Raw genomic sequence first — 15,347 nt, 5'->3', positions numbered from 1 at the left:
GCTATCAGCTATCAGCTATCAGCTATCAGCTATCAGAGTGGCCTCTTAGTTAAATGGATATAACGGCCCCCTCCTAAGGGGCAGTTACAGGTTCGATTCCTGTAGGGGCTACCAATTAAATCAATTAGTTACGCGTTTGCCTTGTTTCTTTTTTATAGCACATTTATAGCATCGTAAATTGAAACATAAAGAATTTAGAGCTGTCTTTTTATAAAAATAGCCAAGTTACATTCAGGCTGCTTTGTGCCATGAGCGGACCTTCAAGCGTTACTCGTCTTTGCCCCAATCTTTCTTAGGTATTTCTTATGGGTGCTTTATATAAGCTCGGTAAAAGTGGTGAATACAGAACAGTCATAGGTTGAACATATTCAATACGAAAGATAAGGTAACTCTAAGTCAATTAAAAAAGCAGGGATTTATGATTGAAGGAATAAATATACATGTTTACCTATGGGCGCTATTTTGCGGAGCCATAATTGTTCTCGCCATCAAAGCCAAATCTAACCACACGAAAAGAATTGAGCAAATTGCTGAAACTCAACGTCAAAAGGAAAACCTTGAAAAGGAATCTGTTGAAAGTCAGGTTGCCAAGCTTGAAGACGAGTTTGATGAAGTTGAAAAGAAAATAACTTCTGGCCAAGAACACTTTAAAATTCTCGAGGAAACTACTGCGAAGCTTGAGCTAGAGAGAGAATACATCGAAGTTGGATTGCTTCCACCTGTTTATCACTTTGGGGACAGAGAAGAGCTTAAAGCTCAAATCGATAAATGTTATGCGGATCAGTACCGCGTCATAAGCAGAGGTCTGGCAACAGACGCATATTCGAAATGGGAGTGGTTTGGTTGCGAAAAAACTGGCGCAAAAATGGTCGAAGATTACCGATATCTTTCGCTCAAAGCATTCAATGCCGAATTTGATGCTATACGAAAAACAATGCGCCATCCAACTTACGATACGGCAGTCAAAAAACTACATCGTGTAAACGAACAACTTGCTAAACTGGGTGAGACGGCCAATGTAACCATTTCAGCAGACTATTTTAATCTAAAAATTGATGAATTAAATGCGTGGCATCGAGAACTCTTATACAGAGAAAGGCAGAAAGCAGAGAGGAAAAGACAACAAGCTATTCTCCGGGAGCAAAATAGGAATCCCGGAGATGAAACTGATGACCTTGAAGACGAAATATCATACCGGAGCTCAGATCTGAAAAAAGCCCAAGCTTTAGCTTTAAAACTGCACGGTGGAAGGGCTAAAGTGATGGAAGAAAAAATCCAAAAGATGAAAGCTGAAATTGCCAAGTTAGAAAATAAATTTCAACGCGCAACCTCGCAAGCACAAATTACAAAGGCCGGCTATATATATGTCATTTCAAACCTAGGTAGTTTCGGAGAGGGTGTTGTTAAAATCGGAATGACTCGAAGACTCGAACCGATGGATCGCGTTAATGAACTCGGTGACGCAAGCGTACCGTTTAAATTCGACGTGCACACAATGGCGTTTGTGCAAAATGCTCCAGAAATAGAGAAGAAACTCCATAGAAAGTTTGATGGGCAGCGAGTAAATATGGAGAACAATCGAAAGGAATTTTTCAAGGTAACCCCTCAAGAAGTCAAAGCGGCATTGGACGAGCTGAATGTGACAAGCGACTGGTACTTTAATGTAGAAGCCAAGGAATATAGAGAAAGTGTTTTGATTCGTGAAGCAATGAACAAGCAATCGCACGAAATGCTAGCTGAGTCATTTCCAGCATCAATATAAGGACATAACACCATGCTCATATCAATTATATTATTCATTTGTACATCAGGTGCATTCTTCTTGTGGAGAAAGTCATGCACAGCGCTTGAAATCGCCGAAGCAGATGGAAAGGAAGTTAGAGATGCTTACTTCCCTGTATCGAAAGCTGAAGACAAGCTAAAACAAATTAAAGAGAAATATTCAGACATACAGTTAAAGTACAAGAAGACATTAAGCAGGCTACGTGACAACGAAAAAAAGCTTTCATTGTACAATCTTGGCGTGGGTACATCTGACGATACTTCTTACGCATTTATGTCGGAAACGAAAGAAGTAAAAAAAATTGAAGCAGAACTCGCTAAAGTTAAAGAAGCTTTAAAGGAAATGATAAAAAACAAAACAGCTTGTATCTGCAGTATAGGTAAAGATGTAAGAGTTAATGGTCGTAAAGCAGGCGCTACAAAACTATTCAATCGTGAAATAAAACTTCGGATCCGCTGTTTAGATAATGAGTTTAAGGCGGCATCTTCAATGGTTGATTGGAACAACATCAATAGACTATCTCAACGCGCCCGAGAAGCACTCGACGATATAAACAGATCAGGCCGTATAGTTAAGACTCAATTGTCTGAAAGTTATTTCAGGTTAAAGAATAAAGAACTCCGACTAACATATGAAATGAACCAGATTAAAGCTGACATCAAAGAAGAACAACGTGAAGAAACACGTATCGCAAGAGAAGCAGAGCGAGAAGAAAAGCGCATAAATGATGCTGCGAATAAAGCTAGGCAAGAGTATGAGCTTATGGAGAAGTTGGTTGCGCAGGAGTTGAGCAAACTAGAATCCAGCTCAGATGAGCAAAAGGAGCTCTACGAGCTACACAAATTGGAACTAGAAGTGTTGAAGAAAAGAGAGGTTCGCGCTCAATCGCTCGCTCAACAGACGCGAGCAGGTTATGTTTATATAATCTCTAATAGGGTGTCATTTGGGGATGGGGTGGTAAAAATTGGCATGACTCGCAGAGCAGATCCAGATGAGAGAGTTAAAGAACTAGGAGATGCTTCTGTACCAGAACTGTTTGATGTTCATGCATATATATATTCTGAAGATGCGCCGAGTTTAGAGAAATTTCTACATGACGAATTTAGCAAACAAAGAGTCAACCTAGTAAATCACCGCAAAGAATTCTTTAAAGTGGATGTTCAATGTGTTGTTAAGGCACTCGATAATTATCAAGAAGAGTTCGAGCTCGAGTTGGAGCCTCACACAAACTCTAATCTGAATTAGTCTTAACTTGACCTTTCAGGTTTGCCTAATAGAACTCAATTAAATCGAACAATCGCTTCTGTGGCATTTTTACTATGCGTTAAATTTAGTGGTTAAGGTGGTCTGCGGAGGCTTAGGTATTGCGTGCCGCACACCTTAACAATGCGTTAGCTAATAGAAGTTTTTATTCAAAACTCACCTAATTCAGATAGCGTTTTAAAACGTTTATGTCCAAAAGCGAGTTTATCTACCGTTCGCTTCTCGCATGAAGCTGACTATGAAAGCGAGAATGGTTATTATTTTATTCAGTACAGTTATTTACAGAACTCCAAGTAAGAGCTTTCTTGCCATTCTGGCAAGCAGATAGCTAAAGGTGATTTTCGAAGTTGAGTATGGGATTTGAACCACCTAAAGCTTGTTTTATAGCTTTAGGTCTTCTGAAAAGCATCAAAACAATGCTTTGAGTATTACTTGGTAGCTAAAGCTCATAATAGGGCTTTAGCTACTTAAAATAATATTGTTATGCTTTTTCTAAACGCCATTGGTAGAAGCGAGTAACAAAGATTTTATCCGCAAACCAAATACCTTTTACTTTTTTGATTAGCTCACCATAGTAGTAACTTTGTGAACATTTAGCATTGCCTCTAAGAAGAATAACTTTTCTCCTTATCTAAGCTGACGAAATTGTTTTTTTAACACTTAAAGTATTACATCCTAATTAATGTAAACCACAGGTTTGCTAAATTCGTAATATTCATACTTCAGGTGTTAAAATGCCATCTAAGATAAACTGGTTGGTTACCCATACATATTCTGGAGCTCTTGTCCTACAGCAATGGCTGACTGAGAACGGAATTAGTTACTCCTTGGCTCAAAAATATGCGCAGAGTGGTTGGCTTAAATGAAAGAGGTTCAGACATCGTAATTTTAGATTGACGTGTTATCAGGAATTAACCTGATCTAACTCGTTTGATTTTAGTTCTGCTTTCTATCTTTTATTACTCTGATTTACACTTTTACGCGCGAATAAATGCGTAATGTCACACTTTTATGCGCATAAAAGTGTGGTTTTCCTATGCCAATTAAGCACGACTTTTTTATTGCCGACGACGATTTGGTTTTATTGTAACCTCAACGCTGCCAAGTCATGGTGATAGAGTTAACCAATAATAATCAAGGAAGCCTAGACCTCCTTGATTCTTGGTTATATTGTTATCCTAGCAAACTAGCAAACTAGCAAACTAGCTTCTAATTTCCCGGGCCACATTCCATACATTGATTAATGATGTCTGGGCCAAATTTAAGCTTGGCGTTTAAATCACGCAGTGCGGTACGTAGGCCTTCTTCTATCACTGGGTGATAAAATGGCATGTCGAGCATTTGTGGTACAGTCATTTTGTTTTGTACAGCCCATGCCAGTAGGTGGGCGATATGCTCAGCTTGCGGGCCAATAAACTCAGCACCTAAAAATAAGCCTGTGCCTTGCTCTGCGTATAAACGCATATGACCTTTATTTTTCAGCATCACGCGGCTGCGGCCTTGGTTTTCAAAGCTGACTTCACCAACTTCAAAACAACCACACTCACCATAACGAGCCGTTATTTGTTTGTACGTTTCACCGACCATGGCAATTTGTGGATCGCTGAAAACGGCTGCAATTGGCGCTCGGCGCAGGCCAATACGTACATCAGGAAAACGGCCTGCATTTTGCCCTGCTATTGTTCCTTGGTCGCTCGCTTCGTGCAGCAGTGGGATCATGTTACTGGCGTCTCCGGCGATAAATATATTGGAGTCGCCACATTGCATTGTGTGTTTATCAGCGATTGGTACGCCACGTTCATCAAGCTTAATGCCGGTGTTTTCAAGACCGAGTTTGTCGGTGTTTGGTACGCGGCCCGTCGCGGCAAGTACGTAATCAAATTGCTCGGTTTGTTTGTTGCCGTTTTTGTCTACATAGGTAAGCTGCGCTTTATCGCCTACTTGTTTCATATCGGATACGTTTGAATCGGTATCGACAAAAAACTCTTCAGCAAATACGGTATTTGCGTAGTCTTTTATAACTGGGTCGGTAATTGGGCCAATCGCGCCACCCACACCAAATAGTTTTACCTTAACACCTAGGCGATGCAATGCTTGGCCAATTTCGAGGCCAATAACACCAGGGCCAAATACAGCAACTGACTCAGGTAAGTCATGCCAATCGAAAACGTCATCATTTATGATTAATCTGTCGCCAAAGTTATTAAATACCCCAGGGTATGAAGGGCGAGAGCCGGTAGCAATTACAAAGCGCTTAGCGGTAATAATTGTATGGTCGTCAATCTGTACGCGATTGGCATCTAAAAATTTTGCGTAGCCTACTATTTTATCATCAGTGGGTAGCTCATCTACGGCTTCTACTACAAAGCCTACGAAGCGGTCACGCTCATTGCGCACACGTGCCATTACTTCAACACCGTTTATGGTTGGTTTTGAGCTGTGCACACCAAAGGCTGGCGCGGCTTCAATTGCATGGGCGGCTTCTGCGGCGGCAATAAGTAATTTACTTGGCATACAGCCAACACGCGCACAGGTTGTACCGTATGGGCCTGCTTCAATCATTAATACGTTGGGCGTGTGTTGTTTTGCATTGCGGTAAGCGCTTAAACCTGCGGTGCCAGCACCTATTACAACAACGTCTGTGTTTAGTTCTTTCATGGTGATGTCCTCAATACCAATTTTATTAAAAAACTGGTTTTAAATTAGTTAATAAAATAGGTATATGCATACCCAAACTACCTCAAGATACAGAATTCAGCGTGTCACAGGGGCTTGTATTAAAGCGTTAACTTGCAAGAATGAGTAAGTAACAACTATGAGAGTAAGTTCCTGTGACACGCCCGTTGGGTTGGTTTAAAGGCGATTTATACTGCGTTATTGATTTTAACAATAGAACCACTATTACTTGTAATCAATGCCTTGCCTAAATCGCTTTTAATTCCACCTGATGTTCGCATCTTGAAATAGTTTGGGTATGGATAGGGGCATTACTGCCCCTTATTATTTACTTAAGGTATTTACTTAATTAAGCAAAGTATTTTTCTAAATCGTCAGAGCCACCAATGTGCTTACCGCCGATAAATACTTGTGGCACGGTCTCACGGCCTGAAATAGCTTTTAGGCTAGTCAGTGATGCGCCAGCACCCATAGTGATTTCTTCGTATACTAGGCCTTTCTCTGTTAATAATGCTTTCGCTTTTTTACAGAAAGGGCAGCCAGGTTTAGTGAAAATGCTCACCGGCTCTGGTTTAACTTGTTTCGGGTTGATGTAATCAAGCATAGTGTCTGCATCTGATACTTCAAACGGGTCGCCAGGTAAATCTGGTTCGATGAACATTTTTTCAATTACGCCATCTTTAACCAGCATAGAGTATCTCCAGCTGCGTTTGCCAAAACCTAAATCGTTTTTATCAACTAACATGCCCATGCCGTCAGTGAATTCGCCGTTACCGTCTGGTAATAAGGTAATGTTTTGTGCTTCTTGATGCTCAGCCCATGCATTCATTACAAAGGTATCGTTTACTGATAAACACACAATGTCGTCAACGCCGTTTTGTTTAAGTACACCAGCTAATTCGTTGTAGCGTGGTAAGTGAGTTGATGAACAGGTTGGTGTAAATGCACCGGGTAGTGAAAACACAACCACTGTTTTACCTTTAAAAATGTCATCGGTAGTTACTGATTTCCATTCGTCATTTTGACGTGTTGCAAATGTAACCTGTGGAATTGTTTGACCTTCAATATTCTTTAACATGTTTTTTAGTTCCTCTTGATTTGTTGATAGCCATTATGTCGTGAAAGTTATAATAGCTCCAATCGTTTGTTTATATTAGTATGATAGGTATTACCGATTAATTGTGAGTTTGCAGTGAATTTAAAAGATCTTGAATACGTAAAAGCGATTGCGCACTTTAAGCATTTTCGTAAAGCCGCCGATGCATGTTTTGTCAGTCAACCCACTCTCAGTGGACAGGTTAAAAAACTTGAACAAGAGCTTGGTGTTACTTTATTTGACCGCTCTACTAAGCAGGTTACTTTAACGGCTCAAGGTGAACGTTTGTTGACACAGATCAAAGTGATCTTAGAGCAAACCCAAATATTAAAAGAGCTAGCAGCAACGTCATCGTCGCCACTACAAGGTAAAGTAAGAATAGGTATTATTCCAACGATTGCACCGTATTTATTACCCACCTTACTCACCTCGATGAAAGAAGCGTTTGCTGATAGCCAATTTGCTTTTGTTGAGATGCAAACCGCGACTATATTAAGCGCACTGGATAACGGTGAGTTAGATATAGCTATATTAGCAGATGTGCCTGAACTTAAACTTTATCATACAGTTAAATTGTATAAAGAAGACTTTTTGGTCGCTATGTCAGCGCAAAATAGTTTAGCAAAACGCAGTAAAATAGCGTTAGATGAGCTACAAGAGTGCAGTTTATTGATGCTCAGCGATGGTCATTGTTTTAAAGATCAAGCCCAGCAATTTTGTTTTGCCGCTGGGGTTGATGTGTCCAATGAGTACCGAGGTAATAGCTTAGAAACCTTATTAGCATTGGTGGCTATGGATGATGGGGTAACCTTTGTGCCTAAGCTTGCGTGCACAGAGCGTGCAGGTATTAGCTACTTGCCAATCTTCCCAACTCAACAGCGAAGTGTGGTGTTGGCCTGTCGTAAACATTACCCGCATTTAGCGGGCATTGAATTACTTGCTAATTGGCTTATTGAGCACCCAAGCTTACACCAACAATTGACTAAGGCTCTAAATTAGTCAGTTCTACTACATCATTTATTTGAATATTAGGCAGTGGTTGTTGGTCAATACTGACGGCAACCGCACTTTGTTGATATACCTGCTCAACTTGTATTTGATTGAGCGTGGTGATCAGGTGTGGCATTTTATTTCCCGCAGCATCCGTTAAATAGTTATGATGTGCAATATTTAAACGTTGGCCTTTTTCAATACCATGGGCTTTGCCTAAATTAATAATTAGCTTATTGTTTTCTATATGTAGTATTTTACCTTGGGTTTCAAGGCAAGCCATTGCGGCTTGTAAGTCGTAACTAACGGTTTGGTTTATGTCAGCTATATTTTGGCCGTAATCTGAATTCCAAAATTTATCACTAAACACGTCAATAATTGCAGTTTTTTCAAATGGCCAGATAGCTTGACTGCGATAACTTTTTTGCCACATTCGCTCGTAAGTGGTGCCATCAAATAAGGCAAAATCTATTTTATATGAACGTTGGTAGGTTTCGTCCTGCCAAAAAGCATAACTGTTATTGAGTTTATCGCCATTTGAGATATCAACAATTTGACTTAACAATACATACTGAGAATTACTGCGGCTCGATATTTCTTCTAATAGGGCATTACTGTAATCGTATTGTTGATTAAAAAATTCGCCAACGCGGATCGGAAAGTTAAAATAGGCAGTTGGTTTAGCATTCATAGCTGATTGATTTAACGTTTTGTAGAGTGCTTCGCTGGTGGCTTTGTTAATGTCAAATATTTGACCCATCTTCGCTTGTTCGCGATTATTTAATTGTGTTTGGGTGATCGCAACAAATTTAGTAAATTGGTTCGCAGGGCAGTGTTCTTGTTCAGGGAAGATATCTAAGCGCAAAGTAATTGCAAATTGATCGGCTTTACGATCTTCGCTGATCATCTCTATCTTTTGAATTTCGCCATGGCTGTTTATTTTTAGCTGATCTTGAGTTAACACCCCATCTACTAAGGTTTGCATTGAGCTGACGCGTGCCCCTGAGAACACTAAAGCTTGGGTGATAGCATCTTTTATTGCCGCCGATTTTGCCGCACTTATATCATCATTTTTAATGCTTGCATGGCCGGTTGATTCATACCATTGAGCAACTGTATGGGAGGAAAATAGGCTAATACTCAGCCAACTGCTGGCGATTACTACCATTGATAAAATTCGCTTCATTACCCTGACCCCATGAATATACATTTGCTATTAATAGTGACAGAGCAAGGACTGTACCAATTGTTTTGTAAGGTTGCTTTAAAACCGTCATAGCAGTTAATTATGGCATTGATCGTGCATTGAGTTAGTTATTAATGTCTCTTTTAAAGCGTGAGAAAAGCCATGCGTATTGTGATTTCAATTTGTATATTAGCAAGCTTAGGTCTAGCTGGCTGTAGCAGTATTTTTGATAAACATGTGGAATATAAGTATATTGAGCCAGATAACTACCCAATTCTAAAAGCCGTGGGTTATGCGCCGATCAGTGCGCAACCGGGTGATAACCAATCACAACGCTCATTAATGGCGATTAAAGCATCAAAACTAGAAGCGTATCGTGAGCTTGCAGAGCAAGTATATGGGCAAAAAATTACCGCAGGTACCACAGTGCAAGGCAGTATTGCACAAAACGATCACTTGCAAGGGCAAGTACAAGGGATTATTAAAGGCGCACAAGTAATTAAAACCTATGCCGTAGGTGATACCTATGCCACTGAGTTACAACTTGATATGAAGCGGGTGCATGATTTATACATAGGTGAAATTAAACCACGCGAAGTTAAAAAAGTAACTTATTACTAAAACGCTTGATCTAATAAATTCGTTGTTATTTACGTTAGTAACTAACAAAATACACGCTAAAATATCTCACAGTGAATACTTCAGTGCTATGCTTTATTTAATGTTTTTTATTGAATAAAGCTTGTGGCACGTAAAAAAATAACTCGGTTTTTATTAATATACTTATGGTCGCGTCAGTGAGCGTTTTACACTTTGGCTGCGTGCTTTTGCGAAAGTTTAGTAACTGCCCGTTACTGCATTTTGCGCTATTGTTTATATTAGTTACCAGTGTGGTTTTTGCCGATCGTCTCCCCATCCAGTTTAATGTCTTTTTAGAAAAAATGAACCTGCAATTTGGACCAACGCGCTTAGCGATAGCACGTAATTGGCAAACGATGTTGGTTCAGTCACAGAATCAAACTGGCAATAAAAGTATCTAGCGAAAGGTAGTTATAAATGCAGGGTAGATCAATTAATCAGAAGTAGGCACAGGTGAAGCTCAAAGAAGGGGTTATGCTTTTAAGTTATGGACGATTTTACTGTTACCGTGAACAACACTACCACCTTGGTCATATGTTGTAGAGGTTGGCACACCAATTAAAATGTCTTTTAATTGTTTGACGGTTAATTGTGCATGGTGGGCTGCATGAGCATTAACATCATTTTTCTTTTTACATGACTCTAATAATTTACGCACATCACTAATTAAGTTTGTAACTTCGTCAGATTCAACGTCATTATTTGCAAGTAAGGTTTTGAGCTCTTTGTCTAAAGTTTGAATTTGACTCAAAAAGGCGAGTTTTTGTTTCGCGACATCTTTTAGACCCTCACCACGACGGGAAGCTATAGCGGTTAATTCATCTTCTAAGATATCAGCAAGGGATGTCAAGCAATTTAGCTGCATAACAAGTTTAGAACTGATCAGACTGTTGTGATCAGCCATACACATCAAACTCAAATGCAGCGATATTTTTTGCTAACTTTTCAGCATCAATCTGATATTTACCTTCAGTAATTGCTTTTTTTAGCTCAGCCACTTTGTTGCTATCAAAACCTGAAGACTGCTGTGCTTTGTCTTGCAAAGATTTTAACTGTTGCGCTTGTGGTGTTAAGCTTACTGAATCAGCAGTCGCTTTTGGCGTAGTTGCTTGCGCAGTATTAGCATTATTGTTTTGTAAATCAACTTTTTGCTGTTTTGCATTGGTCAACACATTAGCCTGTTGCTGACCTTTATTTACTTGGCTTACCATGATTTCAACCTATACATTATCCAACACATGCCTTGTTATCGGCAACCATGCTAGAAACTTTAGCATAAATACGAAAGTTTAAATAATTACCTGCACAGACTCAACACCGTCAACACGGGCATTTAAAACTTTCCCTGATTTTGCATTTTTAACTTTTACTTGCTCCCCTAAAGTACCATCTTCTAGGGCTAAACCGGAAGTTTTTATTTTCAATCCTCGAATTATTGCGAAAATAGTGACATTATCCCCTTTGCAGACCATACAGATTTGATTTAAAGCAACAGGGTAACCACTGCGGATATTGCGTTTGCTGCGGCTACCAATCAACAGTTCTTCATCTTGTAAGTACTGTGCTCTTACGAAATGTTTTGGTTTCATAATCAAACGTAAATGATGGGGTTCGATAACTTCACCCCGACTTAAATTTTCAGTGGCTATAATCACAGGGGATAGTTCAATCATACGTACATGAACATATTGACTCCAACCATTTAGGTCATCACATTTTATTTGTACGGTTATTTGGCGATTAAATGGCGGCTCAGTAGGAATATTAAATGCAAGGTCGCTGTTACAGCCACGATCTGGGATCCGGCTATCCAATGTTAAGGCGTTGAGTTCCTTATCATCGGCAGTATTAGGGTCTAGTTGATCATAGACATGAGATACAGCAAGTTCTTGCAATTGTTCTTTGCTATATGTTTGCGCATACAGTGGAGTTACTAGGCATAAGCTAGCAAGAAAATAAAAAACACTGTATCTTCGGCTTTTTTTTAACAAACTCATAATGTTTCGACTATGCTTATGGTTGAAAACAGGGTATAAATATTTAGCGTCAATAAACAGACGCTCCCGTGTAGTTATGTAGCTTTACAGAAAGAAAGCAATTATTGTTCCGTTCTTATTCGCTTTCTTCAGGAGATTGAAATGGCAGGCATTTTAGACTCAGTTAACCAACGCACTCAATTGGTTGGGCAAAACCGTCTTGAATTATTATTATTCAAGCTAAGAGGGCGGCAGCGCTTTGGCATCAATGTGTTTAAAGTGAGAGAAGTACTGCAATGCCCTCCTTTGACAAACATGCCAAAGTCAAATGCGTATATAAGAGGTGTCGCACATATACGCGGGCAAACTATTTCTGTTATCGATTTATCGATGGCCGTGGGTGGTCCTGCGATCGAAAATATTAAAGATAGTTTTATAATCATTGCTGAATATAACCGTTCCGTACAAGGGTTTTTGGTTGGTGGCGTTGAGCGAATTGTTAATATGAATTGGGAAAAAATAATGCCGCCACCGTCAGGGGCTGGCAGATATTCATATTTAACTGCAGTGACAGAAATTGAAAACGAGTTAGTCGAAATTCTTGATGTAGAAAAAATATTAAACGAAATTTGCCCGGTGAATACCGAAGTCAGTGCTGCAATAGCTAATGATGGTGAAATTCAAAAAGACTTAGGTGAGCGCATTGTGTTTATTGCCGATGACTCTGCCGTTGCTCGTAATCAAGTCAAACGTGCATTAGAGCCGTTAGGCGTGCAAACAGAGCTGGCTAAAAATGGTAAAGAAGCATTAATACGCCTTCGTGAGATTGCTGCACTTGATTGTAAGCATGATATTACCGAGCGAGTAGGATTGTTGATTTCTGATGTTGAAATGCCAGAAATGGATGGTTATACCCTAACCGCTGAAATAAAAGCAGATCCAAAGTTAGCCCCCTTACATGTTATTTTACATACATCGCTCAGCGGTGTATTCAATCAAGCGATGATTGAAAAAGTGGGTGCTGATGACTTTATAGCTAAGTTCAATCCGGATGAGTTAGCTACAGCAGTGAAAAAATGGGTTCATTGTGACTAATTTGAAAAGGCGGTGTTACTTTGGAAAATAAGCATTTACAGCAAAGCGAGTACGATCAGTTTCGCTCTTTTTTAGAGCAACAATGTGGCATTGTTCTGGGAGATAATAAGCTTTATTTAGTCAAAAGCAGGCTTGCTCCGCTAATGGTTCGTTTTAATGTTGAATCATTGTCACAATTGGTTAGTAAAACACTGAGTCCGCATGAGCGGCAGTTACGTGCCGCAGTCGTTGATGCTATGACGACCAATGAAACTTTATGGTTTCGGGATCAATACCCGTTTGAACTATTGCAAAGTAAGTTATTTCCGGAACATAAAGAGTTACGTCGTCCGTTGAAAATTTGGTCTGCGGCAAGTTCATCGGGACAAGAGCCATATTCTATTGCTATGTCGGTTGCTGAGTTTCAAGCTAAACAGCCGGGTGTATTAAAAATGGGCGCGCAGATAATCGGCACTGATATTTCTAATACTATGTTAGATATGTGTAAGCATGCAGAATATGACTCCCTTGCTCTAGCTAGAGGGCTGTCGGTAGAGCGCAGGAAAAAGTTCTTTAAAGATAGTGGCAACGGCATGGCGCAAGTAAACGACTCAATAAAAAAATTAGTGAGTTTTAGACATCTTAACTTATTAGATTCATACGCGCTAATGGGCAAGTTTGATATTATTTTTTGCCGCAACGTGCTGATTTATTTCGCACCAGAGGTTAAAGCCAAAATTATTGCTCAGTTTGCTCAAGCACTAAATCCTAAAGGGTATTTATTTTTAGGCGCATCAGAGTCTATGTCAGGGTTAAGTGACGAATTTGACATGGTACGCTGTAATCCAGGTATTATTTATCAAAAGAAATAGCTTACCAGCGTATTTAACGCGCTAAAACACAAGTTACTCAAATCTCATCGGTGGTAAAACCGAATCTTGAATACTATAAAACGATGTGGCTCCACATCGTTTTTCTTTTTAAATCAAATGATTAAACGAACCATAAAACATCAACCTAATTGGCTCAACTTTTGCATTAATCATCTTAAGTCAATTTTTTGGAGATGGTTATGGCTATCAGTTTTGATAAAGCATTTGGGGTTCATCCTCATGCAATGTTGATCCGTTCGCAACGTGCTGAGTTATTAGCAACCAATATCGCTAATGCTGATACGCCGGGCTATAAAGCGAAAGACATCGACTTTGCCTCAGCATTGAAAGCGGCAAAAAGCCACCAACAAGGCGGCAATAACATGGTAACAACTAACCCAAACCACATTGCCGGTGGCAGTCGTTATGTTGGTAATAGTGAAATGTTTCGCTCGCCAAATCAAGCAGATACAGGTGATGGCAACTCGGTTGATATACAAGTGGAACGAAACTTGTATACAAAGAACTCATTAGAGTATCAGGCAAGCCTGCAATTTATGAGTAGTAAAATTAAAGGCCTTAAAAAAGCCCTCGGTAGTCAAGGAGCCTAAGCATGAGTTTATATAACGTTTTTGATATTTCAGGTAGTGGTATGAGTGCGCAAAATGTGCGTTTGAACACAACCGCGAGTAATATTTCAAATGCTAATAGCATTAGCTCAAGCCAAGACAAAACTTACCGGGCGCGCCACCCTGTTTTTGCAGCTGAACTGATGAAAGCATCAGAATCAAGCGGTAATGTTCAGGGGTCGTCTGTTGGCGTTAAAGTGTTAGGTATTGTAGAGAGTAATAAACCATTACAAATTGAATATAACCCTAATCATCCTAGTGCGGATGAAAACGGTTATATCTACAAACCTAACGTTAATGTCGTTGAAGAAATGGCTAATATGATTTCTGCCTCACGCTCTTATCAAACCAATGTGCAAGTTGCTGATGCAGCGAAGCAAATGTTAAGTAAAACACTGTTGCTTGGGCAGCGGTAATTGAGGAAAGATTATGAGTAACGATATCAGCAGCACATCGTCAACTTATTTAGATTCGATTAAGTGGCAAGATAAACAGGTTAGCAGTGATAAGAAAAGTGATGCGTTAACCCAAGAAGATTTCTTCTCATTGTTAACACAGCAACTGTCGTTTCAAGATCCCAGCAAACCAGCTGACAATGATCAAATGATCGCGCAGATGACAAGTTTCACCATGGCTGAAGGTATCTCAAACCTTAATAGTAATTTTCAGTCATTAGCCGCATCGATGACATCTAACTCAGCACTACAAGCATCGACTTTAGTGGGTAAACAAGCATTACTAGAGTCTAATACATTAGACCTAAACGATGTTGGTAGCGCTAAAGGAACCGTGGTTGCAGAAGAGCCTGTAGAAAACTTATTTCTACGAATTGAAGATTCATCTGGTCAGTTGGTGCGTAGTATTGATTTAGGTGCGCAATCAGCGGGCGCTGTCCGTTTCGAGTGGGACGGCATGAATGATAATAAAGAACGTTTACCACCAGGTGAATATAAAATTAAAGCTGAAGGGCAGTTAAATGGTGAGTACACGGCTTTACCTATAGCTACTTTTAAGAATATCGAGAGTGTTAATATTAATGGTGCAAACGGCATTATTATAAACACTAAAGAAGGTGCGGTTAGGCTAGCTGACGTTGCAGAAATCGCGTAAAAATTTTAATTATTAGTTAGCCACAGGCTAAACATTGACAGATTAGAGGTGAA

General features: G+C 39.7%; 15 protein-coding genes, 1 tRNA gene and 1 pseudogene. 11 read left to right on the top strand and 6 right to left on the bottom strand.

Annotation, left to right across the window (positions count from 1 at the left end; genetic code table 11):
* Positions 1 to 39 precede the first annotated feature (39 nt).
* The 4 genes and pseudogenes from H5163_RS08590 to H5163_RS08570 form a co-directional block, all read left to right on the top strand.
* Positions 40 to 114 (top strand) — tRNA-Arg (locus H5163_RS08590).
* 304 nt (positions 115 to 418) lie between these two features.
* Positions 419 to 1,762: a DUF4041 domain-containing protein gene (locus H5163_RS21285; RefSeq protein ID WP_259399796.1), complete on the top strand. Its 1,344-nt coding sequence runs from the start codon at positions 419 to 421 to the stop codon at positions 1,760 to 1,762.
* A 12-nt stretch (positions 1,763 to 1,774) separates the two neighbouring features.
* Positions 1,775 to 3,028 carry a DUF4041 domain-containing protein gene (locus H5163_RS08580; RefSeq protein WP_182734922.1) on the top strand — a complete coding sequence of 418 codons (1,254 nt, stop codon included), beginning with the start codon at positions 1,775 to 1,777 and terminating at the stop codon, positions 3,026 to 3,028.
* A 752-nt stretch (positions 3,029 to 3,780) separates the two neighbouring features.
* Positions 3,781 to 3,909: pseudogene (locus tag H5163_RS08570) on the top strand (AbiEi antitoxin N-terminal domain-containing protein); the annotation flags it as partial.
* Positions 3,910 to 4,255: 346 nt separating this feature from the next.
* On the opposite strand, the gene H5163_RS08565 reads toward H5163_RS08570, so the two are convergent.
* Both H5163_RS08565 and H5163_RS08560 read right to left on the bottom strand, forming a co-directional pair.
* Positions 4,256 to 5,704: a dihydrolipoyl dehydrogenase gene (locus H5163_RS08565; RefSeq protein ID WP_182734921.1), complete on the bottom strand. Its 1,449-nt coding sequence runs from the start codon at positions 5,702 to 5,704 to the stop codon at positions 4,256 to 4,258.
* Between the two features lie 367 nt (positions 5,705 to 6,071).
* Positions 6,072 to 6,800 (bottom strand): glutathione peroxidase, encoded by a 729-nt coding sequence (locus H5163_RS08560; protein ID WP_145239576.1) that lies wholly within the window; start codon positions 6,798 to 6,800, stop codon positions 6,072 to 6,074.
* A 114-nt stretch (positions 6,801 to 6,914) separates the two neighbouring features.
* Here H5163_RS08560 and H5163_RS08555 point away from each other — a divergent pair, with 114 nt between their 5' ends.
* Positions 6,915 to 7,817, top strand: coding sequence for a LysR substrate-binding domain-containing protein (locus H5163_RS08555; RefSeq protein WP_149981619.1), 903 nt, complete (start codon positions 6,915 to 6,917; stop codon positions 7,815 to 7,817).
* Here H5163_RS08555 and H5163_RS08550 read toward each other — a convergent pair.
* Positions 7,801 to 8,994 (bottom strand): flagellar assembly protein FlgT, encoded by a 1,194-nt coding sequence (locus tag H5163_RS08550; RefSeq protein ID WP_182734920.1) that lies wholly within the window; start codon positions 8,992 to 8,994, stop codon positions 7,801 to 7,803. The genes H5163_RS08555 and H5163_RS08550 overlap by 17 nt on opposite strands.
* Positions 8,995 to 9,156: 162 nt before the next feature.
* On the opposite strand from H5163_RS08550, the gene H5163_RS08545 reads away from it, so the two are divergent.
* Entirely contained in the window at positions 9,157 to 9,615 is a 459-nt protein-coding gene (locus H5163_RS08545; protein ID WP_145239567.1) for an LPP20 family lipoprotein, read from the top strand.
* Positions 9,616 to 10,105: 490 nt separating this feature from the next.
* Here H5163_RS08545 and flgN read toward each other — a convergent pair whose 3' ends face one another.
* The 3 genes from flgN to flgA form a co-directional block, all read right to left on the bottom strand.
* The gene (gene flgN, locus H5163_RS08540) at positions 10,106 to 10,537 is read right to left on the bottom strand and encodes a flagellar protein FlgN (RefSeq protein WP_145239564.1); all 432 of its coding nucleotides are present in this window, start codon (positions 10,535 to 10,537) and stop codon (positions 10,106 to 10,108) included.
* Positions 10,530 to 10,844 carry a flagellar biosynthesis anti-sigma factor FlgM gene (gene flgM / locus H5163_RS08535; protein ID WP_145239561.1) on the bottom strand — a complete coding sequence of 105 codons (315 nt, stop codon included), beginning with the start codon at positions 10,842 to 10,844 and terminating at the stop codon, positions 10,530 to 10,532. The genes flgN and flgM overlap by 8 nt, the downstream gene beginning before the upstream one ends.
* Positions 10,845 to 10,922: 78 nt before the next feature.
* Entirely contained in the window at positions 10,923 to 11,630 is a 708-nt protein-coding gene (gene flgA / locus H5163_RS08530) for a flagellar basal body P-ring formation chaperone FlgA (protein WP_145239558.1), read from the bottom strand.
* Positions 11,631 to 11,771: 141 nt separating this feature from the next.
* On the opposite strand from flgA, the gene H5163_RS08525 reads away from it, so the two are divergent.
* The 5 genes from H5163_RS08525 (at position 11,772) to H5163_RS08505 (ending at position 15,294) form a co-directional block, all read left to right on the top strand.
* Positions 11,772 to 12,704 (top strand): chemotaxis protein, encoded by a 933-nt coding sequence (locus H5163_RS08525; protein ID WP_145239555.1) that lies wholly within the window; start codon positions 11,772 to 11,774, stop codon positions 12,702 to 12,704.
* A gap of 20 nt (positions 12,705 to 12,724) precedes the next feature.
* Positions 12,725 to 13,555, top strand: coding sequence for a protein-glutamate O-methyltransferase CheR (locus H5163_RS08520; protein ID WP_145239552.1), 831 nt, complete (start codon positions 12,725 to 12,727; stop codon positions 13,553 to 13,555).
* Between the two features lie 200 nt (positions 13,556 to 13,755).
* Entirely contained in the window at positions 13,756 to 14,166 is a 411-nt protein-coding gene (flgB, locus tag H5163_RS08515; protein WP_145239549.1) for a flagellar basal body rod protein FlgB, read from the top strand.
* Positions 14,167 to 14,168: 2 nt separating this feature from the next.
* Entirely contained in the window at positions 14,169 to 14,600 is a 432-nt protein-coding gene (gene flgC / locus H5163_RS08510) for a flagellar basal body rod protein FlgC (RefSeq protein WP_145239546.1), read from the top strand.
* 13 nt (positions 14,601 to 14,613) lie between these two features.
* On the top strand, positions 14,614 to 15,294 hold the full coding sequence (locus tag H5163_RS08505) for a flagellar hook assembly protein FlgD (RefSeq protein WP_145239543.1): 681 nt from the start codon (positions 14,614 to 14,616) through the stop codon (positions 15,292 to 15,294).
* Positions 15,295 to 15,347 lie beyond the last annotated feature (53 nt).

The sequence above is a fragment of the Pseudoalteromonas sp. SG44-8 genome, from assembly GCF_014164125.1.
GTDB lineage: Bacteria > Pseudomonadota > Gammaproteobacteria > Enterobacterales > Alteromonadaceae > Pseudoalteromonas > Pseudoalteromonas rhizosphaerae.
Note: the sequence above shows the minus strand (reverse complement) of the source record. Positions and strands in the feature narration are given on the sequence as shown.

Coding starts and splice junctions, on each gene's coding strand:
- H5163_RS21285 (WP_259399796.1), top strand. CDS start 419: ATGATTGAAGGAATAAATATACATGTTTACCTATGGGCGCTATTTTGC.
- H5163_RS08580 (WP_182734922.1), top strand. CDS start 1,775: ATGCTCATATCAATTATATTATTCATTTGTACATCAGGTGCATTCTTC.
- H5163_RS08565 (WP_182734921.1), bottom strand. CDS start 5,704: ATGAAAGAACTAAACACAGACGTTGTTGTAATAGGTGCTGGCACCGCA.
- H5163_RS08560 (WP_145239576.1), bottom strand. CDS start 6,800: ATGTTAAAGAATATTGAAGGTCAAACAATTCCACAGGTTACATTTGCA.
- H5163_RS08550 (WP_182734920.1), bottom strand. CDS start 8,994: ATGAAGCGAATTTTATCAATGGTAGTAATCGCCAGCAGTTGGCTGAGT.
- H5163_RS08545 (WP_145239567.1), top strand. CDS start 9,157: ATGCGTATTGTGATTTCAATTTGTATATTAGCAAGCTTAGGTCTAGCT.
- flgN (WP_145239564.1), bottom strand. CDS start 10,537: ATGGCTGATCACAACAGTCTGATCAGTTCTAAACTTGTTATGCAGCTA.
- flgM (WP_145239561.1), bottom strand. CDS start 10,844: ATGGTAAGCCAAGTAAATAAAGGTCAGCAACAGGCTAATGTGTTGACC.
- flgA (WP_145239558.1), bottom strand. CDS start 11,630: ATGAGTTTGTTAAAAAAAAGCCGAAGATACAGTGTTTTTTATTTTCTT.
- H5163_RS08525 (WP_145239555.1), top strand. CDS start 11,772: ATGGCAGGCATTTTAGACTCAGTTAACCAACGCACTCAATTGGTTGGG.
- flgB (WP_145239549.1), top strand. CDS start 13,756: ATGGCTATCAGTTTTGATAAAGCATTTGGGGTTCATCCTCATGCAATG.
- flgC (WP_145239546.1), top strand. CDS start 14,169: ATGAGTTTATATAACGTTTTTGATATTTCAGGTAGTGGTATGAGTGCG.
- H5163_RS08505 (WP_145239543.1), top strand. CDS start 14,614: ATGAGTAACGATATCAGCAGCACATCGTCAACTTATTTAGATTCGATT.